21 protein-coding genes are annotated in these 24,279 nt (G+C 59.5%); 13 read left to right on the top strand and 8 right to left on the bottom strand.

Annotation, left to right across the window (positions count from 1 at the left end):
* The first annotated feature begins 14 nt into the window (after positions 1–14).
* A complete protein-coding gene (locus tag QN399_RS04750) occupies positions 15–968 on the top strand; it encodes an adenosine deaminase (RefSeq protein WP_322278090.1) in 954 nt (317 codons plus the stop codon).
* Positions 969–1,018: 50 nt separating this feature from the next.
* On the opposite strand, the gene QN399_RS04745 is transcribed toward QN399_RS04750, so the two are convergent.
* Positions 1,019–1,720, bottom strand: coding sequence for a helix-turn-helix transcriptional regulator (locus QN399_RS04745; RefSeq protein ID WP_322278088.1), 702 nt, complete (start codon positions 1,718–1,720; stop codon positions 1,019–1,021).
* Between the two features lie 616 nt (positions 1,721–2,336).
* Positions 2,337–3,254 carry a LysR family transcriptional regulator gene (locus QN399_RS04740; RefSeq protein ID WP_322278086.1) on the bottom strand — a complete coding sequence of 306 codons (918 nt, stop codon included), beginning with the start codon at positions 3,252–3,254 and terminating at the stop codon, positions 2,337–2,339.
* A 123-nt stretch (positions 3,255–3,377) separates the two neighbouring features.
* Between QN399_RS04740 and QN399_RS04735 the strand changes: the two genes are divergently transcribed.
* Together QN399_RS04735 and QN399_RS04730 are read left to right on the top strand one after the other, a co-directional pair.
* Complete coding sequence (locus QN399_RS04735) at positions 3,378–4,391, top strand: zinc-binding alcohol dehydrogenase family protein (RefSeq protein ID WP_330200622.1); 1,014 nt, start codon at positions 3,378–3,380, stop codon at positions 4,389–4,391.
* Between the two features lie 96 nt (positions 4,392–4,487).
* Positions 4,488–4,667, top strand: coding sequence for a hypothetical protein (locus QN399_RS04730; RefSeq protein WP_219062561.1), 180 nt, complete (start codon positions 4,488–4,490; stop codon positions 4,665–4,667).
* Positions 4,668–4,696: 29 nt separating this feature from the next.
* On the opposite strand, the gene QN399_RS04725 is transcribed toward QN399_RS04730, so the two are convergent.
* Together QN399_RS04725 and QN399_RS04720 are read right to left on the bottom strand one after the other, a co-directional pair.
* On the bottom strand, positions 4,697–5,902 hold the full coding sequence (locus tag QN399_RS04725) for a multidrug effflux MFS transporter (RefSeq protein ID WP_330200621.1): 1,206 nt from the start codon (positions 5,900–5,902) through the stop codon (positions 4,697–4,699).
* Between the two features lie 142 nt (positions 5,903–6,044).
* Positions 6,045–6,242, bottom strand: a complete 198-nt coding sequence (locus tag QN399_RS04720) for a cation transporter (RefSeq protein ID WP_322278080.1) — start codon at positions 6,240–6,242, stop codon at positions 6,045–6,047.
* A 146-nt stretch (positions 6,243–6,388) separates the two neighbouring features.
* Here QN399_RS04720 and QN399_RS04715 point away from each other — a divergent pair, with 146 nt between their 5' ends.
* The 3 genes from QN399_RS04715 (at position 6,389) to cueR (ending at position 9,439) form a co-directional block, all read left to right on the top strand.
* Complete coding sequence (locus QN399_RS04715) at positions 6,389–6,772, top strand: hypothetical protein (RefSeq protein WP_322278078.1); 384 nt, start codon at positions 6,389–6,391, stop codon at positions 6,770–6,772.
* Between the two features lie 66 nt (positions 6,773–6,838).
* Positions 6,839–9,028, top strand: a complete 2,190-nt coding sequence (locus tag QN399_RS04710) for a heavy metal translocating P-type ATPase (RefSeq protein WP_330200620.1) — start codon at positions 6,839–6,841, stop codon at positions 9,026–9,028.
* A 9-nt stretch (positions 9,029–9,037) separates the two neighbouring features.
* Positions 9,038–9,439 (top strand): Cu(I)-responsive transcriptional regulator, encoded by a 402-nt coding sequence (cueR, locus tag QN399_RS04705; protein WP_322278073.1) that lies wholly within the window; start codon positions 9,038–9,040, stop codon positions 9,437–9,439.
* Between the two features lie 68 nt (positions 9,440–9,507).
* Here the strand turns inward: cueR and QN399_RS04700 are convergent, their stop codons facing one another.
* A complete protein-coding gene (locus QN399_RS04700; RefSeq protein WP_322278070.1) occupies positions 9,508–10,401 on the bottom strand; it encodes a PA4780 family RIO1-like protein kinase in 894 nt (297 codons plus the stop codon).
* Between the two features lie 277 nt (positions 10,402–10,678).
* A complete protein-coding gene (locus QN399_RS04695; RefSeq protein WP_322278068.1) occupies positions 10,679–11,464 on the bottom strand; it encodes a helix-turn-helix transcriptional regulator in 786 nt (261 codons plus the stop codon).
* 150 nt (positions 11,465–11,614) lie between these two features.
* On the opposite strand from QN399_RS04695, the gene QN399_RS04690 reads away from it, so the two are divergent.
* The 5 genes from QN399_RS04690 to QN399_RS04670 all read left to right on the top strand — a co-directional run bounded on the left by QN399_RS04690 (position 11,615) and on the right by QN399_RS04670 (position 15,038).
* Positions 11,615–12,643, top strand: coding sequence for a bile acid:sodium symporter family protein (locus tag QN399_RS04690; protein WP_322278066.1), 1,029 nt, complete (start codon positions 11,615–11,617; stop codon positions 12,641–12,643).
* A 105-nt stretch (positions 12,644–12,748) separates the two neighbouring features.
* Complete coding sequence (locus QN399_RS04685; RefSeq protein ID WP_219062549.1) at positions 12,749–13,054, top strand: nucleotide pyrophosphohydrolase; 306 nt, start codon at positions 12,749–12,751, stop codon at positions 13,052–13,054.
* Positions 13,051–13,800, top strand: a complete 750-nt coding sequence (locus QN399_RS04680; protein ID WP_322278064.1) for a methyltransferase domain-containing protein — start codon at positions 13,051–13,053, stop codon at positions 13,798–13,800. Before QN399_RS04685 ends, QN399_RS04680 begins: the two co-directional genes overlap by 4 nt.
* Before the next feature lie 37 nt (positions 13,801–13,837).
* Entirely contained in the window at positions 13,838–14,467 is a 630-nt protein-coding gene (locus QN399_RS04675; RefSeq protein ID WP_322278062.1) for a DUF4136 domain-containing protein, read from the top strand.
* Between the two features lie 19 nt (positions 14,468–14,486).
* Positions 14,487–15,038: a DUF4136 domain-containing protein gene (locus QN399_RS04670; protein WP_322278059.1), complete on the top strand. Its 552-nt coding sequence runs from the start codon at positions 14,487–14,489 to the stop codon at positions 15,036–15,038.
* A gap of 65 nt (positions 15,039–15,103) precedes the next feature.
* Here QN399_RS04670 and pbpC read toward each other — a convergent pair whose 3' ends face one another.
* A complete protein-coding gene (pbpC, locus tag QN399_RS04665; protein ID WP_330200619.1) occupies positions 15,104–17,434 on the bottom strand; it encodes a peptidoglycan glycosyltransferase PbpC in 2,331 nt (776 codons plus the stop codon).
* 95 nt (positions 17,435–17,529) lie between these two features.
* Between pbpC and QN399_RS04660 the strand changes: the two genes are divergently transcribed.
* A complete protein-coding gene (locus QN399_RS04660) occupies positions 17,530–17,823 on the top strand; it encodes a hypothetical protein (protein ID WP_322177669.1) in 294 nt (97 codons plus the stop codon).
* A 34-nt stretch (positions 17,824–17,857) separates the two neighbouring features.
* Here the strand turns inward: QN399_RS04660 and QN399_RS04655 are convergent, their stop codons facing one another.
* Positions 17,858–22,771, bottom strand: coding sequence for an alpha-2-macroglobulin (locus QN399_RS04655; protein ID WP_330200618.1), 4,914 nt, complete (start codon positions 22,769–22,771; stop codon positions 17,858–17,860).
* 144 nt (positions 22,772–22,915) lie between these two features.
* On the opposite strand from QN399_RS04655, the gene QN399_RS04650 reads away from it, so the two are divergent.
* The gene (locus QN399_RS04650) at positions 22,916–24,265 is read left to right on the top strand and encodes an MATE family efflux transporter (protein WP_330200617.1); all 1,350 of its coding nucleotides are present in this window, start codon (positions 22,916–22,918) and stop codon (positions 24,263–24,265) included.
* Positions 24,266–24,279 lie beyond the last annotated feature (14 nt).

The raw sequence follows: 24,279 nt of genomic DNA, 5'->3' as shown, positions 1-24,279 counted from the left end.
GATGAGAAAAGCACATGTACGAATGGCTCAACGCATTGCCCAAGGCAGAACTGCACCTGCACCTGGAAGGCTCGCTGGAACCCGAATTGCTCTTTGCACTGGCTGATCGCAACAAGATCGCCTTGCCTTGGGCCGATGTCGAAACATTGCGCCGGGCCTATGCCTTCAACAATTTGCAGGAGTTTCTCGACCTGTATTACCGGGGTGCGGATGTACTGCGCACCGAGCAGGATTTTTACGACCTGACTTGGGCTTACCTGCAACGCTGCAAGGCGCAAAACGTCATTCACACCGAACCCTTCTTTGATCCGCAAACCCATACCGATCGGGGCATCCCCTTTGAAGTGGTGATCAACGGTATCGCCAGTGCATTGAAGGATGGCCAGGAAAAACTCGGTATCTCCAGCGGGTTGATTCTCAGCTTCCTGCGCCATTTGAGCGAAGAAGAAGCTGAAAAAACCCTCGATCAAGCGCTGCCATTTCGCGATGCATTTATTGCAGTGGGTCTCGACAGCTCAGAGATGGGCCATCCTCCGAGCAAGTTCCAGCGCGTGTTCGACCGCGCCCGTAACGAAGGCTTTTTGACAGTAGCCCATGCAGGCGAAGAAGGCCCACCCGAATACATTTGGCAAGCGCTGGACCTGTTGAAGATTCAGCGTATCGATCATGGTGTGCGCGCTATCGAAGATGAGCGGCTGATGCAGCGCATCATTGATGAACAGATCCCGCTGACGGTGTGTCCGCTGTCCAATACCAAGCTCTGCGTCTTCGACGACATGGCCCACCACAACATTCTCGACATGCTTGAGCGCGGTGTGAAAGTCACGGTCAATTCAGACGACCCTGCGTATTTCGGTGGTTATGTGACCGAGAATTTTTACGCGCTGCACAAGCATCTGGGGATGACTCAGGATCAGGCCCGACGCCTGGCGCAAAACAGCCTGGATGCACGGTTGGTCAAGCCTTGATGCAGCGGTAATCGTTCCCGCGCAATGAACGCGCGAGAACGATGGGGCCATCAGGCAGCCGAAGCTATTTTGCTGATCTCACGCTGACCGTTAGTCGAGACCTGCAAAGCGGTGGACTCATCGCTAGTGCGCAACCAGCCCAACTGTATGAACAATTGCAGTAACCCGGCACCCAATGCTCCGCCTAAATGCGGCTTGCGCTCGCTCCAGTCGGGGCAAGCGCAAACGGTCTTAAGCTTTCGATGGGCCAGCGCCGGAACATAGATGCCGCGCTCGGCAAATTGAGCGACACCTTTGCTGGTGACTTCGACGCGCTGCTCATGTTGTTCGATCCAGCCCGCACCCAACAGACGCTGATACAGTTCCGCAGCCAACTCGCCCCCAAGATGGTCGGAACAAATCCGGGCACGACGTAGCGGCGAAAGCGGTGTGGGTGGAACGGGTTGTGACACACTTCTGCTGATGTGATCGGTGCTGACCATCGATGCATTGGCCAGCGCCTCGACTGCAGTGCCAACTTCCGGTGCAGCCAGTCGGAAAAAACGCTTTCTGCCGCGAGCCTCCTGCTTCAATAGCCCGCCGGTAGTCAGTCGCGCCAGATGCGCACCTGCCGAAGAAGTGGATAGACCAGCCATCAAAGCCAGCTCGTCCGCGGGGCGGGCGGTACCATCCATCAACGCCCAAATCATTGCACTGCGCTTGGGGTCAGCCAGCAGCGCGGCAATCTGGCTAATGCAAGGTGCATATTCCATGTATTCACTCCCTGTTGAAACATTCGTCTATTGCACTGACATAGTGAACAGCAAATCGGTCCAGCCAAGACGCTAAGCCGCCAAAACAAGGGCTGTATTTGACCTCGTACGCCCAGAACGTCATCTCGCAGCGCTTACATACCGCAACCGTTTCTGCCTCAGACGCCCCACTCACATCTGCATTGATAACGCCTCGCCTGGTAGCGTCCTGCACCTCGGACCTGGCTTGGCGACCTATGCGGACCTGGCCGCTGGCGCCAAGTATAAGCCCAGCGCCCTGTTACGAAATGGGATTAAAACCACGACAGAGGATTAGCTGACACCCTATAGGCAAAGTCAGACATCACCCAGGCCAACGAAAACCCGTCTCGATTTACCTGGCTGCCGTGAAAGCAGCGCTGGCCGGACACTCTCAGCCGACCTCAGAAAAATCTGGCGTGCATCACGAGGGAAATGCCTACGGAAAAAACACAAAAAACAGGCAAGAAAATACGACCTCAAAACAGCGATGTTTACGCTGAAAACACTTGATAATCTTTTTTTCTCCAGAGCGCCTGTGTGTCGACTGTCAGACGATTCCATTGCCGCTGTAAGCCACCGCAACATGAACCTGACGTCACTTGCTGTCAGGATGCCGTTGCGCCAACTCCGCACAGCGTGACCTGAGCATTTCGCACAATAAATTGACCGGCTTACTCAGTTGCGCCCGGTGCGCACAGAGCACATTGAGCGGGGCCAGTTCCCCCTGCAGTTCCGGGATCAATAGCTTCAGGCGTCCGGCATGCACATCGGCCGCAACATCCAGCCAGGATTTATAGGCAACGCCAACACCGGCCAATGCCCACCGGCGTACGACGTCAGCATCGTCGCTAAAACGATCCCCGTGCACGGTCAAACCCATTTCACGTTTGCCGTCATGGAAACGCCAATGGTCATGCACCCGATTGCCTAGCATGAACAGCAGGCAGTTGTGCTGTGCCAACTGTTCCACATGCTGGGGTTCACCATGACGGGCCAGATACGACGGGGCGGCGCATAACACGCGACGGTTATCCGGGACGATGGGTAACGCGATAAGGCTCGAATCTTCCGGCTCTCCATAACGCAGAGCAATGTCTACCGGCTGGCGAAATAGATCGGCAATCCTGTCGCCCAGCAGCAGGCGGACCGTGAGCAGCGGATGTTGACGCTGGAATTCGTCGAGCCAGGGCAATAACACGTTACGGCCAAAATCCGAGGGCGCCGACAGCAGCAGGACGCCACTGACTTGATCCTGGCTGCTGGCCAGAAAGCGCTGCCCCTCTTCCAGGCTACTCAGGGCCGCGCGGGCGTATTCGAGGAACCCCTCACCCTCGGCCGTCAGACGCAGGCTACGGGTCGAGCGTGCCAAAAGACGCGCGCCCAGTTGCTGCTCGATACGTTTGAGCGCAGCGCTGGCGACCGCCGCCGACATGTCCATGACCCGCGCAGCAGCGGACAGGCTGCCCAGATCGGTGGCCCGGACAAACAGTTGCAGATCATCAAAACGCAGCATCACTTGCTCGCATTATCAAAAATAAATTGAAAGAGCCTGCAGTTTTAGCGGGTTTTATCTTTAAGAGAAATAGCCAATCATCCCCCATGCCATTTTTTCAGGCTTACTTCTCAGGAGCGCCCCATGAAAGCCATCGCGTATTACCAGTCCCTGCCGATCAGCGACCCCCTGTCATTGCAGGACATCGAGCTAGCCGAGCCGGTTGCTGGTCCTCGGGACTTGCTAGTGGAAGTCAAAGCCATCTCAGTTAATCCGGTCGATACCAAGGTTCGTCAGAACGTTCAACCCGAAGGCGGCGACGCCAAGGTCCTGGGTTGGGACGTGGCCGGTATCGTCAAAGCGGTCGGCAGCGAAGTGACGCTATTTCAACCGGGCGACAAGGTGTTCTATGCCGGCTCCATCGCCCGCGCTGGTGCCAACAGCGAACGGCACGTGGTCGATGAGCGAATTGTCGGGCACATGCCAAAATCCTTGAGCTTCGCCCATGCTGCAGCCTTGCCGCTGACGGCGATCACTGCGTGGGAGTTGCTCTTCGAGCGCCTGCAAATTGCTGAAGGCGCCACTGACACCGGACAGCGTCTGATGATCGTCGGTGCTGCCGGTGGTGTGGGTTCGATGCTCACTCAGTTGGCCCGGCAGCTCACAGGGTTGAACGTTATCGGCACCGCCTCACGACCTGAAACCGAGGCATGGGTTCGCCAGCTGGGCGCGCATCATGTGCTTGATCACAGCAAGCCGCTGAACGAAGAACTCACCCGCGCGGGTCTGCCACAGGTGACTCACGTGGCCAGCCTGACACAGACCGACCAGCATCTGGATCAACTGGTCGACGCCCTGGCGCCGCAAGGTCGGCTGGCCTTGATCGACGACCCCAAGTCCCTCGACGTCAGCAAGCTGAAACGCAAGAGTCTGTCACTGCATTGGGAGTTCATGTACACCCGGTCGCTGTTCGAAACCGCCGACATGATCGAGCAGCACAAGCTGCTCAACCGCGTCGCGGAGCTGATTGATGCTGGCACCTTGAAAACCACTTTTGGTGAACACTTCGGCACCATCAACGCCGCCAACCTGCGTCGCGCTCATGCGTTTCTGGAAAGCGGCAAGGCCAAAGGCAAGATCGTTCTCGAAGGTTTTTGATCACTTAAGACCGTCAGTCTGAGGTTTGACTTGGATCATTATTTTCGCCTGATCCAGGTCTACAATTGCAGCCTTACCAACAGGAGGGAGTCAGCAATGAAAGTCCTGGTACGTGAATCAGCAAAATCCCAAGGCGGCCCGTGGCAGGTCCGGATGGATCAGCATGTCGTGAGTTTTCGTTCTGAAGCCGAAGCCCGCGCCTTCGTCAACACGCTTGAATCCCGGCTGCGGGCTCCGCACAAATTACCTGAAAGTCGCCAGCAAGCCACCGGCTGAGCCAAGGCTGGCCTGCAACTCGGGCAGCCTCAGACCTGAGCCGTTTGAGCCACACTCGCATCACGCGTGCGCTGCAAACGGCGGGTCAATACTGCGGCACTCACCGCAAAAATCCCGCACAAACTAATCACCATTGCCATGGGAACTGCGCTGCCATCGTGCAACACGCCCACCAATGCGGATGCCCCTGCGGCGACACTGAATTGCAGGCACCCGAGTAACGCCGACGCACTCCCTGCCCTCGCCCACTGGCCGTTCATGGCACAGGCCGAAGCATTGGGGATGATGCAGCCCAGGCTGGCAATGCAGATAAACAACGGGATCAATAGCGGCCAAAGCGCCTGAGTGTGCAGTTCGGCAATGCCGAGCAAGACCAGCGCCGCTGCCAGATAAACCCAGACCGTGCGAGACAACAGAAGCGCGGGTCCGAGTTTGCCCAGCATGCGCGCATTGACCTGCGCCACCAGAATGAAACCCGCCGCGTTCGCACCGAACAGCCAGCCATAGTGCTCGGGCGGCACGCCATACAACTTGATGAATACGAATGGTGAGCCCGCGATGTAGGCGAACATACCGGCTATCGCGATGCCGCCGGTCAAGGCATGACCGAGAAATATCCGATCAGCCAACAACCGCCGATATTGCCCCAATGCACCGGCCAACGGATGGCGTGGATGGGTCGCTGGCATGCTTTCCGGCAAGCCCAGCGCAACCGCCAGCGAGCACACAGCACTGAATACCGTCAGCACCAGAAAGATCGACTGCCAGCCATACAGGTTGACCAACAGACCACCCAGCATGGGTGCGAGAATCGGCGCCAGGCCCATGATCAACATCAATTGCGAGAAGACTTTCGCCGACTGCACGGCGTCGCACTTATCACTCACAATGGCTCGCGACAACACCATCCCGGCGCATCCGCCCAACGCCTGAACGAAGCGCGCAGCAATCAGCCACTCAAGAGTGGGCGCAAAAGCGCACGCTAGCGATGCCAGGGTAAAGAGCCCGACCCCCACCAGCAACGGCACGCGCCGACCAAAGCGATCCGCGACCGGACCATAGGCCAACTGGCCGATGGACAAGCCCAGAAAATAAGACGCCAAGGTCAGTTGCACATGTTTTTCGTCGGTGCCAAAAGCCAAGGCAATCGCCGGAAAACCAGGCAGATAAAAATCAATGGCCAGCGGCCCAAAAGCGCTCAAAGCGCCAAGAATCAAGATTATTCTCAGGTTCATCGGGCATCCAAAACTGTGTCCAGCGCAATTAGCTAGTCTAACCGTCCTGAATCCTTAGAGCGCCTTGATGGGGAAATTACTTCAAAATTGTTCAGCGGGTCGTACCGTCGCAAAGCAGGAACACAATCACTCGGCGCATCGTTTAAATCTTCTGCACCGCATACCCTTCAGCGCTGATCAGACTGATAATGACCTCGGCCGTGAGTGTGCTTTCAACCCGCACTTCGCCACTGGTCAAGTCGACCTGGACATCTGCCGCCGGGTCGCTGCTCTGCAGCGCTTGGGTGATTGCCCGAACACAGTGGCCACAGGTCATACCCTGAACATTGAATCGTTGCATATTGTTGCTCCTCGGTAAGGTTGCAGGCATGTTCAACCTTTCCATCATGGCAAGGTCAAGCCCCTGTTTTTTTCTGCCGGGCTGGTATTCGTCTCACGGCTCGGCCAAGCTGCGTCATAACCGTATTAAAAGCAGGAGTATCAGCAATGCGCTGGTCAGCATTGAGTCTAATGAGCATCCTCGGCCTATGGGCGACAGTACCCTTCGCCAACGCCGACTCGCAAGACTACGGCGTCCTGATTATTTCCCGGGAGCGGCTGGAGGTGAACACCTCATGCGAGATCGGTCTGTATCTCCAGGACCAATTGGTCGGGCGTTTATTTCAGGAGGAGTCGACGTCCTTCAACCTGGCGCCGGGTAAAACCACGGTACGTCTTCGCCTGTTACCCGGCAAGGCATCGGGATGCCTGCCAGGCATGGACGTCCCCCCGAGCATGGTTATTGACATAAAGGCCGGCGAAGTCAGCAAATACCGGATCGCCATGGGCCCCAATGGCATGTACCTGAAGCGGGCGGCTCTGGAATATTGATTGGGGCTTGACCTTACCCGTATGGCAAGGTTAATCCTTGAGGCATAGCTCTCAGGGAACTGACCCATGCCTATGTCCAATACGCTCGAATTACCCATAACCGGAATGACCTGCGCCAGTTGTGCCGGACGGGTCGAGCGCGCATTAAGCAAAGTTGCCGGCGTCAAAACTGTCAGCGTCAATCTCGCCAGCGAACGCGCGCACGTCGAATCGTCGGGGCCTATCGACCCGGCGGTACTGATTGCGGCCGTTACCCAGGCCGGTTACGGCGCAAGCCTGCTGGAAGACACTCGCGCCAACGCCGACAACCAACAACAACGACTGACCCGGGAGCGCTGGGCATTACTGTTGGCGATTGCCCTCGCGCTGCCGCTGGTTCTACCCATGCTGGTGGCGCCATTGGGTGTGCACTGGATGCTACCGGCCTGGGTGCAATTTGCCTTGGCAACGCCCGTGCAATTCATTCTCGGCGCGCGGTTTTACATCGCCGCCTGGAAAGCCGTCAGGGCCGGTGCTGGTAACATGGATTTGCTGGTCGCGCTGGGCACCAGTGCCGGTTATGGACTGAGCCTTTATCAATGGGCGCACACCCCTCCGGGCAGCATGCCGCATCTGTATTTCGAAGCCTCGGCAGTGGTGATCGCACTGGTACTGCTGGGCAAATACCTGGAAAGCCGCGCCAAACGCCAGACCGCCAGCGCCATTCGCGCGCTGGAGGCACTGCGCCCCGAACGTGCTATCCAACTGATCGACGGACAAGAACGGGACGTGGCCATCAGCGCTTTGCGCCTCAACGATCTGGTGGTGGTCAAGCCCGGCGAACGCTTCCCGGTGGATGGCGAAGTCATTGATGGCCAGAGCCACGCCGACGAAGCCTTGATCAGTGGTGAGAGCCTGCCCGTGCCGAAGCAGCCAGGCGACAAGGTGACCGGTGGCGCGATTAATGGCGAAGGCCGCTTGCTGGTCAAGACCCGGGCGCTGGGCGCGGAAACCGTGTTAGCGCGGATCATTCGTCTGGTCGAGGATGCTCAGGCGAGCAAAGCCCCTATTCAGAAACTTGTGGATAAAGTCAGTCAGGTATTCGTCCCGACAGTGCTGGTGATCGCCGTCATCACCCTGATGGGATGGCTGTTGGCCGGAGCACCACTGGAAACAGCTCTGATCAATGCCGTGGCGGTGTTAGTGATTGCCTGCCCATGCGCGCTGGGGCTGGCAACGCCAACGGCGATCATGGCCGGCACCGGCGTGGCGGCGCGTTACGGCATTTTGATCAAGGACGCGGAAGCACTCGAGCGCGCCCACGAAGTCACGGCCATGGTCTTCGACAAGACCGGCACGCTGACCTCCGGTACACCACGCATCGCCCACTTGAGCGCTGTCGGTGGCAACGAAGACGCCCTGCTGCAATGGGCCGGCTCGCTGCAACGGGGCAGCGAGCACCCACTGGCCAAAGCCGTGCTGGATGCCTGCACGGCCCGCCATTTGAACATCGAGACAGTCACCGCCAGCCAGGCGCTGCCAGGGCGAGGCATTGCCGGGACCGTGCAAGGTCGGGATCTGGCGCTGGGTAATCGCCGCCTGCTGGAAGAAAGCGGCCTGACCATGGGAGCCCTGGCGCCATCCGCGCAATCATGGGAGGCAGAAGGTCGTACGTTGTCCTGGTTGATCGAGCGTGGTGCGCAGCCATCGGTACTGGGGTTGTTGGCCTTTGGAGACACGCTCAAGCCCGGCGCTCTGGAAGCGGTTCAACAACTCACTGCACGCCATATCAGCAGCCACTTGCTCACCGGCGACAACCGCGGCAGCGCCCGCGCGGTGGCCGAAGCATTGGGTATCAGCGATGTGCACGCAGAAGTCCTGCCCGCCGATAAAGCGGCGACCATTGTCGAGCTGAAAAAAACCGGGGTGGTGGCAATGGTTGGTGACGGCATCAACGACGCACCGGCATTGGCGGCGGCAGACATCGGCATCGCCATGGGCGGCGGAACCGATGTGGCCATGCATGCGGCCGGGATTACCCTGATGCGCGGCGACCCGCGCTTGATCCCGGCGGCGCTGGAGATCAGCCGCAAAACCTATGCGAAGATTCGCCAGAACCTGTTCTGGGCCTTCGTCTACAACCTGATCGGCATTCCACTGGCCGCATTCGGCTTCCTCAACCCCGTGTTGGCGGGCGCTGCGATGGCGCTGTCGAGCGTCAGTGTGGTGAGCAATGCGCTGCTGCTGAAAACCTGGAAACCGAAGGATATCGATTGAGGAGCCATGATGAACATCGGTCAAGCCGCCAAAAACAGTGGTCTGAGCGCCAAGATGATTCGTTATTACGAGTCCATTGGACTGCTCAAGGCCGCGCACCGCAGTGACAGCGGTTATCGACTGTATGGGTCGGAAGATCTGCATACGCTGGCCTTCATCAAGCGTTCGCGGGACCTGGGTTTCTCACTGGAAGAAGTGGCCAAACTGCTGACCCTGTGGCAAGACCGCCAGCGTGCCAGCAGCGACGTGAAAGCCCTGGCACGTCAACACATCACTGCGCTGGACCAGAAGATCAGCGAGCTGGCCAGCCTGCGCGATACCTTGCAAGAACTGGTCGAGCACTGCCAGGGCGACCATCGTCCGGACTGTCCGATTCTCAAGGACCTGGCATCGGGAGGGTGCTGCGACTGATCCTGGCCGCAGGGGTTTCGACTGCCCAATAAAAAATCCGGCCTGAGCCGGATTTTTTATTTAGCGGATCACTGCATCCAGGGTGGAGGCGGCTCTTCGGTTTTGCTCGGTGGCGCGTCATCTGCGGCGCGGACAGCCTGACGGTGATCCTCGTCCAGACGGGCCGCCTCGATTTCCCGCAGAACCCCACCGACATCGGCCAGGTCTTCAGGCTCATCGAACTCGCCGGTCAGCGGACTGCCCGGGTGCAAGATGCCAGCTTCATAAAGCGCCCACATCTCTTTCGCGTACCGGGTTGCCTTCAATTCCGGGGCAAAGCGTCCGAAATAAGAAGCCATGTTGCCGACATCGCGCTCCAACATGCTAAATGCATGGTTGTTGCCTGCGGCGTCGACAGCCTGCGGCAGATCGATAATTACCGGCCCGCCCGGGGTCAACAGCACGTTGAACTCGGACAAGTCACCGTGCACCAGACCGGTACACAGCATCAACACGATCTGCCTGATCAGGAACTCGTGATACTCCCGCGCCTGATCCGGTTCCATCACCACATCGTTCAAGCGAGGTGCCGCGTCGCCAAACTCGTCGGCGATCAGTTCCATCAACAGCACGCCTTCAAGGAAGTCGTACGGCTTGGGCACTCGCACACCCGCGCTGGCCAAACGAAACAGCGCGGCTACTTCAGCATTCTGCCAGGCATCTTCGGTCTCTTTACGACCGAACTTCGAGCCCTTGGCCATCGCTCGGGCCTGCCGGCTGTTGCGAACCTTACGACCCTCCTGATACTCCGCGGCCTGCCGGAAACTTCGTTTATTCGCCTCCTTGTAAACCTTGGCGCACCGCAGCTCGTTGCCACAGCGCACCACATAAACAGCTGCCTCTTTACCACTCATGAGTGGGCGCAGCACCTCGTCGACCAGACCGTCCTCGATCAGGGGTTCAATGCGTTTTGGAGTCTTCATCAGCTTTTATTGTGGGTCCTTCGTTGCCAAACACGCGATTGTTGCTCGTTATACGGCAATCCTCTCACAGCGAGTAGTAGATGCCGACCTTTGACCTTCAGAGATTTACGAAAGGCTTCAACTATTTAGCAGGTTCTTAGCAGCTTCCATGCCGGGCAGAGCATAACCGAGCCCAGTCAGATGGGACCACGCAAGCTGTAAGCAGTTTTATCCATTGGCGTTACAGATAACATAAATTCTCTAAGACGGGCCTGCAAAAAACACCAGACCGCAGGCATCAAGGCTTGAACAACTCACCCGGGGTGAAGCCAAACAAGCTTTTAAACGCGGCGATGAACGCCGAGGTCGAGTCATACCCACAGGACAGGGCCGTGTTTGTCACGCTTTCGCCCTCTTCCAGTGCGCTGAGCGAGGATAACAATCGCGCGCGCTGACGCCATCCACGAAAACTCAAGCCAGTTTCGCGCTGAAACAAACGCATCACCGTTTTTTCCGACATGCCCAGACGCTCGGCCCAGCCCTGCAGGGTGATCGACTGACTGGGGTTTTCGATCAATTCGTCGCACAGCCCAAGCAAACGCGGATGACGCGGTAGCGGCAGAGAGAACCCGACTTCCGGCAGATGGGCCAGTTGATCGAGCAGCACCTGCACCAGCCGCGCCTCACTGCTGTCACCCTGTGGATAACTTGGCGGCAGCAAACAAAACGTCTTGATCAGCTCGCGGGCCAACGGCGTGACTTCCAGAACGCGACAACGCTCCGGCGCCCAACGGCAATCGTCCTTGCGCACATACAGGCTACGCATCTCCGCACGCATCGACGTGGCCACGTCATGCTCGACCCCGGCCGGAATCCACACGCCCCACTGCGGCGGCGCGAAAAAACTGCCCTCGGCGGTATGCACACCCAATACACCGCTGATTGCATAAGAAAACTGCACCCAGTCATGACGATGAGGCGGCGTCCAGGAACCCGCACCCAGGCTTTCCGCCCGCGCATAGACCGGCCTCGGCAAAGCGCTGAGTAGAGGTATCTGACGCTCGTTACCCTGACGAAAGCCCATAGATTGTCCGCTAGTCGCTATCGATTGACCTTATGTCGCAAGACGGCATCATCGCGCGCAGGTTAACCTTCGGTCATCTTTTTTTACAAAACTCTTTTATAGCGCGTTCCCCTCTCAAGAACGTCTCCACAACATCAGGCCGATCTCTTTATGCATGCCTTCAAGCACCTCAAACGCGTTGTCACGGACTGGTTCCTTTGCGGCATGCTGATCGCGACGTTACTTGCGTATTTCTTCCCAGGCTTCGGCAGTGCTGGCGGCGGGATGCATGCCGAATATGTGATCAACATCGGGGTATTTCTGGTGTTCTTCCTGCACGGGGTGAACCTGTCCAGCGAACAAATCAGCCACGGCCTGAAAAACTGGAAACTGCACATTATGGTGCAGGGCTTCACGTTCGTGGTCTTCCCCCTGATCTGGCTGATCTGCAACCAACTGTTTGGCTCCCACATGCCAGCCCTGTTGATGCTCGGCTTCTTCTATCTGTGCGCCCTGCCCTCAACCATTTCCTCTTCAGTTGCCCTGACCGGCAGTGCCGGAGGCAACGTTCCCGCAGCCATTCTCAATGCCAGCATGTCCAGTGTGTTCGGGATTTTCATGACCCCTTGGCTGGTGAGCCTGGTGGTTGGCACGGGTGCTGGCGGGATTGATCTGGGTTCGACCCTGCTCGACTTGAGCGCAATGCTTCTGTTGCCACTGGTGCTGGGACAACTGGTGCGTCCGTTCCTCGGCACCTTTTTCGCCCGGCACAAGCGCTACACCAACATCGTCGACAAGGTCGTGATCCTGTTGCTGGTCTACGCCGCGTTTTGCAATTCGATGGTGTCCGGCATGTGGCAACAGCAAGGCGATACGGTGATTCTCAGCGCCTTTATTGGCAGTGGCGTCTTGCTGGCAGTCATTCTGTTCATGACCACGCGCACGACTCGCGCCCTGAACTTCAATCACGCCGATGAAGTGGCAGCGGTGTTTTGCGCGAGCAAAAAGTCCCTGGCCGCCGGCGCACCGATGGCGGCACTGATATTCGGCGCCAACCCTGGGCTGGGCCTGATCCTGTTGCCGATCATGATCTATCACCCGATGCAGCTGATCGTCTGTTCGGTGATCGCGGAAAACTACGCGAGTCGCAACCATAAACAGTTATCACAAGCCGCACGAGAAGAAGCCCGAGCGGCTTAAAACCTTTGTGCCACTCAGGTAAGCCACACACCGTGTCTCCAGCCGTTCGAAGCACTTGCTTCCGGCCGTCATCCCCTTGAAGCTACACGCCTTCAGGAGAGACCCATGAACCTCGACGAACTCACCCAACGCCTGCACCAGATCCGCGACCAGAATGACTGGCGCCCATTCCACAGCCCGAAAAACCTGGCCATGGCTGCCAGCGTGGAAATGGCCGAACTGGTCGAGATTTTCCAATGGCTCAGCGAAGACCAATCGCGGCAGTTGCCTGCTGAACAACTGGCGCATGCCGGGCAGGAAGTGGGCGATATCGTCTTGTATCTGCTGCTGATGTGCAGCGAGTTGGGGCTGGATATGGATCAAGTGGTGCGCAACAAACTGGCCGACAGCGAACGGCGTTTCAGCAAATGAGCGACCGTCATTTCGATCTGCTCGCGACCCGTTTCGCCGAAAAAATCTATGGCGGCGCCAAAGGTGCCATCCGCCTGGCCGTTTTGCAGGCTGACCTCATCGAGGTCCTGCCTGACCGGCCTCTGCGCGTCCTGGATATCGGTGCCGGGTTGGGCCATATGTCGTTGTGGCTGGCCGAACACGGGCATCAGGTAACGTTGGCCGAACCGGCCGAACCCATGCTCGACAGCGCACGCCAACGCTTTGCCGATGCAGGGCAAAGCGCGACCTTCATTCAGGCCTCCTGGCAACAATTGCTCGGCCAACTGACCGAACCTTATGATCTGGTGATCTGTCACGCCGTGCTGGAATGGCTCGCAGAACCCCACGCGATCCTGCCAGTCCTACACCAGTTGACCCGGAAAGACGGCTGGCTGTCGCTGGCGTTTTATAACCGCGACGCCTTGATTTATCGCAATCTGCTCAAAGGTCATTTCCGCAAAATGCGCAAAAATGACATGGCGGGAGAAAAGCAAAGCCTGACCCCGCAACAACCCCTTGATCCGCGCGAATTAGCAGCGCAACTTGAACCTCTGTGGCAGGTCGAAACCCAAAGTGGTGTACGGGTTTTCCACGACTATATGCCGCCTGAATTTCAGGCCAGGGTCCAACTCGCGGATTTGCTGGAAATGGAACTGGCCCACCGTCGCCACCCTGCCTTTGCCGGCTTGGGGCGCTATCTGCACTGGATGTGCAAGCCACGGTGAGTAGTTCATCGCCAAGAGGCTCATTGCGGAGACCATCATGAAGTGCCGCCTCGCTTTAATCCTCCTCTGCCTGGGGCTTAGCGCCTGTCAGAGCAGCAATCCCTATGTCGCCAGCGCCAACCCTATACCGCCGGCACCGGCGCAAGCGGCCCATACGCTGGACCTGAGCGCCTACCCGGCGGCACCCCGGGATTATGGGCGTTATCGCAATTGGGCCTGGGTCAACGACCAGCTCCCGACGGGCTCAGCATGGGCGGATTCGGCGCAGCTGGCTGAAGCTATCGGCAATGGCCTGGATCAGCGCGGCTTACGCCCGGCGATGAACAATCAACCGGCAGACGTGCGCGTAAGCGCCGATGTGCGCCTGGAAACACGTCTGCGGCAATACCGTGAAGACGCCTACAATCCTTACTACGGCGGTGGGATGGGTTATAGCCATTACGACGGCTATCACGGCGGCGGTTATGGCGCGTATGCAACAGTCCCAATCGTGCGTACGTATCAAGAGCAAGTGATCGTGGTGCGCATCAGCCTGTTCGACGGAAAAAGCGGTCAGCCTGTATGGAGTGCGAGCGCCGAAACGGCCAGTGGCGGCGACCAGTCTGCCCGTGGCAAGGCCTTGCGTCAGGCGGTGCAACAAGCCCTGAAGGCGTACCCTCCCTCATAATCTTTACCGGAGAACCATCATGTTCCGCCGCCTGGCTGTACTGTCTCTCGCGTTGGTGCTCGGTGCCTGTGCAACCCCGGTCAACCGCGACTTCGATGCATCAAGGGACTTTGGCGCCTATCGAACCTGGGGCTGGAAAGAGCCAGGGGTTCAATACCGCCCCGATGATCCTCGGATAAAAAGCGACCTGACCGAACAACGCATTCGTCAGGCGGTGGCTGAGCAACTCGATCAACGCGGGCTGCGTATGGCGCAGGCGGGGGGCAAAGTTGATGTCCAAGTGCAAACCTACCTGATCGTCGAGAATCGTCAGCAGATGATCAACACCAACTATGGCGGTGGTCCATGGGGCAACGGCTGGGGCGGATGGGGAGGCATGAGCGAAACCCGTAGCGTCGACTACAAAGTCAGCACCCTGCAAATCGATTTTCTCGACGGCAAAGACGGCAAATTGGTGTGGCGCGGCAGCACCGAACAGGTCGTGGACACCGACACGAACAACCCGGCGGCTCGCGATACAGCAATCCGGCAGACCGTGGCCAAGGTGCTGGCGCAGTATCCACCGCGCTGAGCAGATCCTTCAGATCGACCCTGTGAGGTCGCCACGACGATGCGGATCAAGGACAGGGGATCGACTCAATCCACGACACTGAATTCAACCCGTGCCGTGTGCCCGCCTTCATCGAGGACGCTGAGTTGATAGCGTCCCAACCGGCTCAGGGTCGGGTTGAAGCTGCCTTGGTCAGCCGTGTCGGCCGTGGGCACACCATCAATAAACCACCAGCGCCGACCACTGCCACCCAACGCCGACAGGGTGAGACGCAGCGAGTTTTTACTGCCCGTCGGCAGGCGCAACTGATCCCCCTCTCGCACACCGACCACCGACAACGGTGCAGCCAGGCTTGAGGCTTGGGGTGGGCACTCGGGATCGCTCGGCGGCATCCGGGCGTCACGGCGCTCCAGGCGCGGCAGCCACGGTTCCAGCGGCGCAGGCCACAATGCTATGTCCCGAGGCTGTGCGTCGGGGCAATTGGCGGCGACCCGCAGGCCTTTGCCATTGACCCATATTTTCTCCAACAACCCCAGGCCGAGCGGTTGATCGGCGGCCTGCAAAGTCGGCGGCGTGGTGTTGTCCAGCGTCCAGGCGAAACGCTGACGTCGGCAGTTCGGATCGCTTTTACTCATGGGCTGGCCCAATGGCCAGCAGATCGCCGCGACACCCACGTTCATCGGCACCGGTTGCACGGGGGCGGTAATGCCGCGTTGACTGTCGCGGTTGATCAGCATGTCATGCACCTGGAGCATCAACGGTGCCGCCGACGCCAGGCCGAATTGCCCCGGTACCGGCGTGCCGTCCGGGCGACCGATCCAGATGCCGATCAGGAATCGGGGCCCCACTCCAATTGCCCACGCATCGCGAAAGCCATAACTGGTGCCGGTCTTCCAGGCCAGTACCGGGCGTTGGACCAAGTCGGCGTGGGGGTCGATGTCCGGCCGAGCCTGACCGCTGAGAATACGCCGCACGATCCACGCGGAACCGGGCGACAGCATCCTTCGTTCGCGCAATGTATCTTGCGGTTGCAGGCGCAGGTTGGCGCTTTTCCCGCCGCGAGCAAAGGCGCTGTAACCACTGACCAGGTCTTCCAAACGACTGCCCGCGCCCCCCAGAATCAAGGCCAGATTCGGCTCGGCCAACGGCGGCAGGGTCAGCGGCACACCGCCGTTGCGCAACTCGGCGGCAAAGCGTTTCGGGCCGTACGCTTCGAGCAATTGCACCGCTGGCAGGTTCAGCGACATCGCCAACGCGCTGCTGGCTGAAACCGCGCCACTGAAACCCGAGGAAAAATTGCCCGGACGATAATCGCCATAACGGCGCGGCACATCTTGCAGCAATGATTCGGAATGAATCAGCCCGGCGTCCAGTGTCATGCCATACAGAAAGGGCTTGAGGGTCGAGCCCGGGGAGCGCAGCGCGCTGATCATGTCGACGTGGCCGAAGCGCCGGGCATCATTGATGTCAGCCGAACCGAGGTAAGCGCGCACCGCCATGGTCTCTTCCTCGACCACCAGAATCGCCGCCGACGTGTGCTCCGGTAAGCGCGCACGCCAACCCAGCAGCAAGTCTTCGAGGCGACGCTGCAAGGTAGCGTCGATAGTGGTGCGAATCAGCGGCGGGCTGTCGGCGCGGTTCAAGCGCCGGGCGAGCAACGGCGCAAGGCTCGGTTCCTGACGCGGCGCCAGGAGCAGCGGTTCTTCCAGTGCCTCATCGACCGCTGATTGTGGCCAGACCTGAAACTCGGCCAGCCGCCTGAGCACTTTGTCACGCGCCGCCTGCGCTCGCCTGGGGTGGCGGTCAGGGCGCAAACGACTCGGCGCCTGAGGCAAGACCGCAAGCAACGCCGCATCGGCGCGGGTCAACTGCAAGGATGACTTGCCCAAGTATGCCCAGCTGGCGGCCGCCACGCCCTGCAACGTCCCACCGAAAGGCGCCCGGTTAAGGTACAAGCCGAGAATCTGATCCTTGGACAAATGCCATTCCAGCTGTGCCGTGCGCCACAACTGGCGCAACTTGCCGGGCAGGGTTCGCGAATGCGGATCGAGCAGACGCGCCACTTGCATCGACAGCGTGCTGCCGCCCGACACCACCCGTGCGCCGCTGAGGTTCTGCCAGGTCGCCCGAAGCAACGCCAGCGGGTTCACCCCCGGATGTTGATAGAACCAGCGGTCCTCATACGTCAGTAAGGCATCGAGGTAATACGGCGACACCTGATCAGTCGTCACCGGGTAGCGCCACACGCCATTGGCATCGGCAAACCGCCACAGCGGCGTACCGTCCTCGGCCAGGACCACACGCGCCAGATCATCCTTGGGCAGCGGCAACGGCCAGAGATGGTCGGCCAGCCACAGCAAGGCGATCAGCAGCAACAGGCTGCCCATCGTCCAGCGCGCAAGTTTTCGGGGGTTCAAGCGCAAGAGCCTCTATTATCTCGGGAACTCGCAGAGCCGACCGATAGCCCAAGCGAACACAGGTGTTCTTTTATTAGCCTCATCAGGAATCAGACATGCAGGTAGAAAGCTTTTTCGAATGGCTCGGCCAGGCGCTGGGCGCCGTGATTCGATTTATCGTGAACGGATTGGATGGGCTATTCAATCTGCTGGCTCATGCCGGTGGCAATTTTGTCGAAGGCCTGTCCCGAACGCTGGGCATGGACACGTCGCTGATCAGCATCCTGGCGCTGATCATCGGCCTGATGCTGTTGTACTCCGCCATCCGCGCCTTCATGCGCGCCTCGATCGTGTTCGGCATCATTTATCTGATTCTGGGCCTGTGGTTGTTGAGCTGGATAATTCACTAGCAAACCCTGCCCTGCCGGATCGACGGTTACAGGCTCATTTCCCCTTCACCACCATCTGCGCCGGCGCGTCACCCAAGGCGTGCCAGTTAGGCCGGTACATGGATTCAACCTGCGGCGGCGGCACACGGTAGGTGCCCGGGGTCACCGCTCGCGCCAGGTACAGCAGGTGCGTGGTGTTGAAGGCATCCAGATTCAGCGCAGCCACATAACGGTCATCGCGGAACTCCTGATGCTTGAGCCCGGCGTTCTGCATCGACTCACGCCACTCTTTGACCTCACTGCTGGCGTCTGCCAGGCTGGCCGCGCTTTGCGCCAGGTTCTGGTTCTCCAACTCCAGACCGGCCGGCAGCAAATCCACCACCAGTGCATCAGGCACCCGCTGCCTGGCCTTGACCTCGATATGGACCAGCACCAGCTCACCGCTTTTCAGCGCATCAAGGTTCAGCGCCTGGCCCTTCATACCCAAGTACTCGCGGCGAATACTCAGGTTTTCACCCCCCGGTAACGGCGGCTGCTGTGGATAGCCGGAAATAGTCAGCTGTTGATACAGGGTCGTGCTGCCTGTGTTTTGCAACGACAACGGCGACGCCAGGGTTGCGCCTTCAAGCTTGAGGCCCGGCTGATGGTTGCTCAGTTCACGCGTTTGATTGCCGCTGCTCAATTGCGCGGCCCAGTTGGCTTCCGGCTTGCCGAGCACACCACGCCCGGCGAGGAACAGCGAGTTGCGTTCCTGAGTCGACAACCATTGCGTGGCCGCCAGTTGATCCGAGAGCTCAAACAGCCGCTCTTCGCGTTTGTCTGCCGCCAGGTTGTTCTCTTCGAGCAGCGCAAAAATCAGCGCCTGATCGCGTAGCGGACTGCCATAGTCGGCGAGCCAGTCATTGGGTTTGCGGGTGGCCGCAAGACCGCCGATCAGCGCCTGTTCGGCACGCGGTTTATCACCCATTTTTTCCAGCGCTATCGACAGCTGCACCAGCGGCAAACCGGACCGCGCATCGGTGCGCCTGTCGAACAGGCTGCGCAACGCGCCCAACGGCGCCTGTTGGCTGCGCGCCAGCACCAAGCCTGCATAGGCCTGCACGGCAAAGCGGGTGTGTTCGGCATTTTCGCTGTAGTTGACGTCGACCAGGTTGCGTTCTTGCAGGTAACGCAACAGCCGTTCATTGGCCTTTTTCAAGGCCTCAGGTGGTACGGCAAATCCTTGTTCGCGGGCCCGCAGGAGGAAATCGGTGACATACGCGGTCAGCCAGTATTCCTCTTCGCCATCGGCGCCCCACAAACCGAAGCTGCCGTTGTAGCGTTGCATGCCCAGCAGCCGCTCGATCCCCAGCTCGATCTTGCGCTTGCGATCAGCATCCGGCTCGCCTTCGAGCCCCAAGCGTTTGAGGCTCGCGGCATCCGCATACAGTGACGGGTACAGGCCGCTGGCGGTCTGCTCCAGACAGCCATAAGGGTAGGCTTTCAGTGCCCGGATCTGCTCGCCAAGGTTCAACGGCGGACGACTCGACACCGATAGCAATGCTTCGCGACCCGCCGGTTCAAAGGCTTCAAGCGCACCCTCGGGCAGACTCCAGGCTTGATCCTTGAGCACCGCACGGTAGTGTTTGAGCAGCGCCGGATAGGCCGGGCGTATACCCAAGGTCCACTCTCGACTAAACGCCGGCAGGTTTTCCCCCGGCAAGTCCAGCCCTTGCACGACCACTTTGATTTTCCCTTGGCCAAAACCACCTTCGGCGCGTACCGGAATCTGTAGCGTGATGCGTTGGCCTTGAGCCAATTCAACGCTCTGACCGGCGCTGGCGTTGATCACGCTCAGTTGCCCTTCAGCACTGAGCTGGACAGTAAGTTTTTGTGCTTTGCCGGACAGGTTAGACAGGTCCAGTGCCAGTTGAGTCTGATCGCCTCCCGCAAGAAACCGTGGGGCTGAGAGTTCGGCAATCAGCGGTGCGGCGACCACGGTTTTAGCTTCAGCCATGCCGTAACGCTCGCCCGTCCAGGCCTGCGCCATGACCCGTAGCTCACCGTTGAAGTCGGGGATATCGACACTGATTTCGCCTTCGCCCTGCGCATTCAGGGTCACCGGCGCGCTTTGCAGCGCCACGATGGTCACGCTGGTTTCCGGACGCTTACCGCCCTTGGCCAACGCTGCATCGCCACCGAACGCCAGACTCGCCAAACGACCCCGCCCGGCTTCGATCAGTTGCCCGTAGATGTCCAGTTGATCAGCGCCATACGCCTTGCGCCCGAACAGCTTGGCGAACGGGTCTGGCGTCGGGTACTCGGTGATATTAAGGATGCCCACGTCCACGGCCGACACCAGCACATGCACCTCTTTGGGCACGCTGCCATCAGCATTTTTTGCTTGCAGCTTGACGGTCAACGGTTGTTTGGGGCGCATTTTCTCGGGTGTCGAAACCGTCAGCGCCAGCTTGCGTTGTGAGCGATCCAGCGGCAGATGAAGCACGCCCACCGCACGTTTCGGTGTGATATTGGCTTTGCGTTCGCCCGGTCGAATCACCAGCGCGCTGATGTACAGATCATGCCGCGTCCATTGTTTATCCAGCGCAATATCGAAGCGCTTGCCTTCAGCCGGCACGTCGATTTCCTGCCACCACAACGGCCCGTCGCTGGACTCGACCAACAAGTAACCCTTGCCTGCCGCCGGAGGTGTGACGGTGACGTTGACCGTATCGCCATCGGCGTAAGCCGGTTTGTCCAGCGCCAATTTGACCTGATCCGGACGCACCGCGCCGCCTTCGGCATTGTCCTGCCAGCGGTAGCCGGCCCAGAAGCGCAGGCTGCTGATCATCCCGGTTGCCGGGTCTTCGACCTCGACGCGGTATGGGCCCCACTCCACCGGGAAGCTGATTTTGGCAGTGTCGCCTTGTTTGATGCTCAGGGTTTCTTCGTCAAGGTTCAGGAACTTCTCGTTGTAACGAGAGCTCCAGCCATCGCTCTCCGAGTAGTTCCAGTAGTAGTCGCGGCGCTCACGCACCAGCCGCACCTTGAGGTTATCGGCTGCCAGTTTGTGGCCTTCGCTGTCAGCCACCAACAACTCGAATTCTGCCGGACCGTTGCCATCGGTCTGATCACCGTCGAACAAGGCGCGCAGCCCCGGCAGCCGATCCGCTGGCCATACCGGTTGCACCAAACGCCGGGTAATCGGGCGTCCGCCAGACTCTTGCAGGCTGGCTTGCAGTATCAGTTGCAGAGGCGATTTGGCCTGCGCCCATTTGCTCTCCACCTCAAGGCTCAGCTCGCCATTGGCGTCGAGGGTGCTTTCTTCCAGGTCGAGGTCCTGGCTCAGCTCCTCTTCGGTGATCGAGCCAAACTGGTAACCGGGCAAGGCTTTTACTGCATCACGCAACGGTCGGACATACAGCTGGCCCGTCAGGCGATTACCCGATGCTGGGGCGCCGTACAGGTAGCGGCCATTGATGTTGAAATCAGCGTTGTCGGCCGGGTTGAGCGCCGTGTCGCTGCCCTTGATTTCCAGCGCCAGACGCTCTGGCAGGAAATCCTCTACCTGGAATTCATACACCTGCGGTTTGCCGTCGCCGAGGTCGAAGACCAGTTGCCAGCGCCCGGTCGGTGCTTCACCCGCGAGTTGCAACTGATATTGATAGAGCGATGTCGCATCAGCTTCCCAGACGAACTTGCGGCTGACCTGTTCATCCGGTCGACGCACTTCGACGCTAATCGGTTGCGGCTTCACGTCCTTGCCGTCACTGTCACGCAGCAGGCCGTTGAGCAACACGGTTTCGCCGGGGCGATACAGATCGCGCGGGCCGAAGACGAAGAATTGCAGAGGGTGGGCTTTAGGCCCCGTGATATCGAATTCGGCCAGGTCCAGCGCCGCGCTGTTCAGGCGCAGCAGGCTGGTCTGTTCACCTTGATGCGCCAGCAGCACTTCGGCCTTGGCTGGCAATGGCAATTGGGCGTGTCCGGCGTTATCGGTCTTGCCCTGGCCGACCACGCGACCATCGGCGTCATACAGTTCAAGCTCGATACCGCTCAGGGCCTTGCCACCCTCCAGCGCTTGGGTGAACACGTCCAGTCGATTCTGATAACGGTGCACCGACAGACCAATGTCGCTCAGGGTGAACAAGGTCGCCGGCTGGGAATAGTTGTAAGTGCCCGAAGCACGCATGACCGCCAGATAGACGCCAGGCTGTTGCAACGGCTTGAGGCCGGCAATCGGCAGCAACAGGGTTTCCCGTGTATTGCGCGCCGGGTTCAGGTCGAAGCGGCCGCCATAGACCAGATCGGCCATGGGCAACAGGTCTTTGGATTCATAACCCTGCAAGATGCTGCTACGGCCCCATTGGCTGAGAAACGCAGGCAGGGATTCGGGCTTGATGCGGAAGAATTCAACATCGACCTTGGCGACGTTCAACGCGATCACCGGCAGACCTTCGGCCAACCGGGTCGGCAACAGACTGCCACGGCTGGCGAAACCGACGGTGGCTTGCAGATCACTGGTTTCCAGACGACTGATGTATTCCGCTGCCAGCTTGGCCTTGTTCACCCCGAGCAGACCGGCATCCAGGGTCAGGACCAATTTGCGCTGAGGCTCAAGATGGCGCAGACGCAGCTCCATCAAATTGTCGGAGAGTTCCCAAGCGCCGTCGACCTTGCCGGTTTTGGTGTCCACCAGGTGCAGCTTTTCAGCGAATTTCTGCTCCGGGTCCAGCGGTACGGAAAAGCTCACGGACAGGGTGCTGGCACCCTCGACCTGGATTTCCGAGACATCGACCACTGTCAGCTCACGGCCCGCATAGCGTTGGCTCAGGGCAGAAAGATCCAGTGCCGGTTTGGGCTTGCTCGACTCAACGACCGCTGCGGCCGGATTGGGTGCGGAGGCCGGCGCAGCCTTGTGTGAAGTGGACGAATCGCAGGCGCTTAGCAGCGTCAGCACACAGGCCAGAAACAATCCTTTGTCAAGCATGGGTCACTCATCGGCAGCGGTAGAGAGAGGGTGAACTATAGAGCAACCGCGACCTAACGGGCAGCGCAGTGGGCAGATAGACCGCCGGATTGAGACTTTGTTCTCATGGGGATTGCTACACTGCGCACCTTCCAGGGAGCTTTCATGTCGACACTGCTGAACGATTGGCGCGACCGCCCTACCCATCGCCGGGTCTGGGCGCTGGCAGGACCGATGATTCTGTCCAATATTTCCGTGCCATTGGTGGCATTGGTCGACAGTGCGGTGATCGGCCATCTGCCGCATGCCCATCAACTGGGCGCAGTCGCAGTGGGGGCCAGCCTGTACACCTTCCTCGCCTGGGCCATGGGTTTTCTACGCATGGGCACCACGGGGTTTGCCGCGCAGGCTGCCGGGCGCAGCGATGGAGCAGCGCTGCGGCAAATCCTGTTGCAAGGGTTGCTGCTGGCCGTACTGCTGGCGCTGGTGCTCGGCCTCTTCGCCTTACCGTTCAGCCAACTGGCACTGGGCCTGATGCAGCCCTCGGCCGATCTCAAGCAACTGACCCTGGATTTTTTCCACACCCGCCTGTTTGGCCTGCCTGCTGCACTGGCCAGTTACGCGCTGGTCGGCTGGTTTCTCGGCACCCAGAACGCCCGTGCCCCGCTGGCAATTCTATTGACCACCAACCTGGTGAACATCGCCCTCAATCTGTGGTTTGTGATTGGCCTGGAGTGGGGCGTGGTCGGTTCAGCGCGGGCCTCGGTGCTGGCTGAATGGACCGGCGCCCTTCTCGGCCTGGCGCTGACCCAACAAGCATTACGTGCCTACCCCGGCAAAGTCGCGTGGGAGGCACTCGCCTTGTGGCAGAGCTGGCGGCCACTGTTGGCGGTCAACCGTGACATCTTCATTCGCAGTCTGGCGCTGCAATCGGTCTTTTTTCTGATCACGGTACAAGGTGCGCGATTGGGAGACGCCACGGTGGCCGCCAACGCGCTACTGCTTAACGGCCTGCTGCTCACCGCTCATGCACTGGACGGACTGGCCCACGCCGTGGAGGCCCTGTGCGGTCACGCCATTGGCGCCCATGACCGAGCCGCGTTGCGCCGTTCGCTGACGATTGCTGCCGGTTGGTCCCTGCTAGCCAGTGTCGCGTTCGCGGTAGTGTTCATGTTCGCAGGGCATCTGTTTATCCAGATGCAAACCGATATCCCGGCCGTGCGTGAGACCGCTTTTATCTACTTGCCTTATCTGGCTGCGCTGCCGCTGGTTGCGGTCTGGAGCTATCTGCTCGATGGCCTGTTCATCGGCGCGACCCGTGCGCGGGAGATGCGCAATGCCATGGTCCTCAGCGTGGTGCTCGTGGCGCCGCTGGCCTGGTTCGCCCAAGGCCTGGGCAATCATGGGCTGTGGCTGACGTTCATGGTGTTCATGCTGCTGCGCGGCGCGACGCTGGGCATACTTGCCTGGCGCCTGAACCGCAGCAATGGCTGGTTTGCCAACGCTGGACATTGACCCCTACTCATTGA

This window comes from Pseudomonas sp. 10C3, assembly GCF_036346185.1.
Lineage (GTDB): Bacteria > Pseudomonadota > Gammaproteobacteria > Pseudomonadales > Pseudomonadaceae > Aquipseudomonas.
Note: the sequence above shows the minus strand (reverse complement) of the source record. Positions and strands in the feature narration are given on the sequence as shown.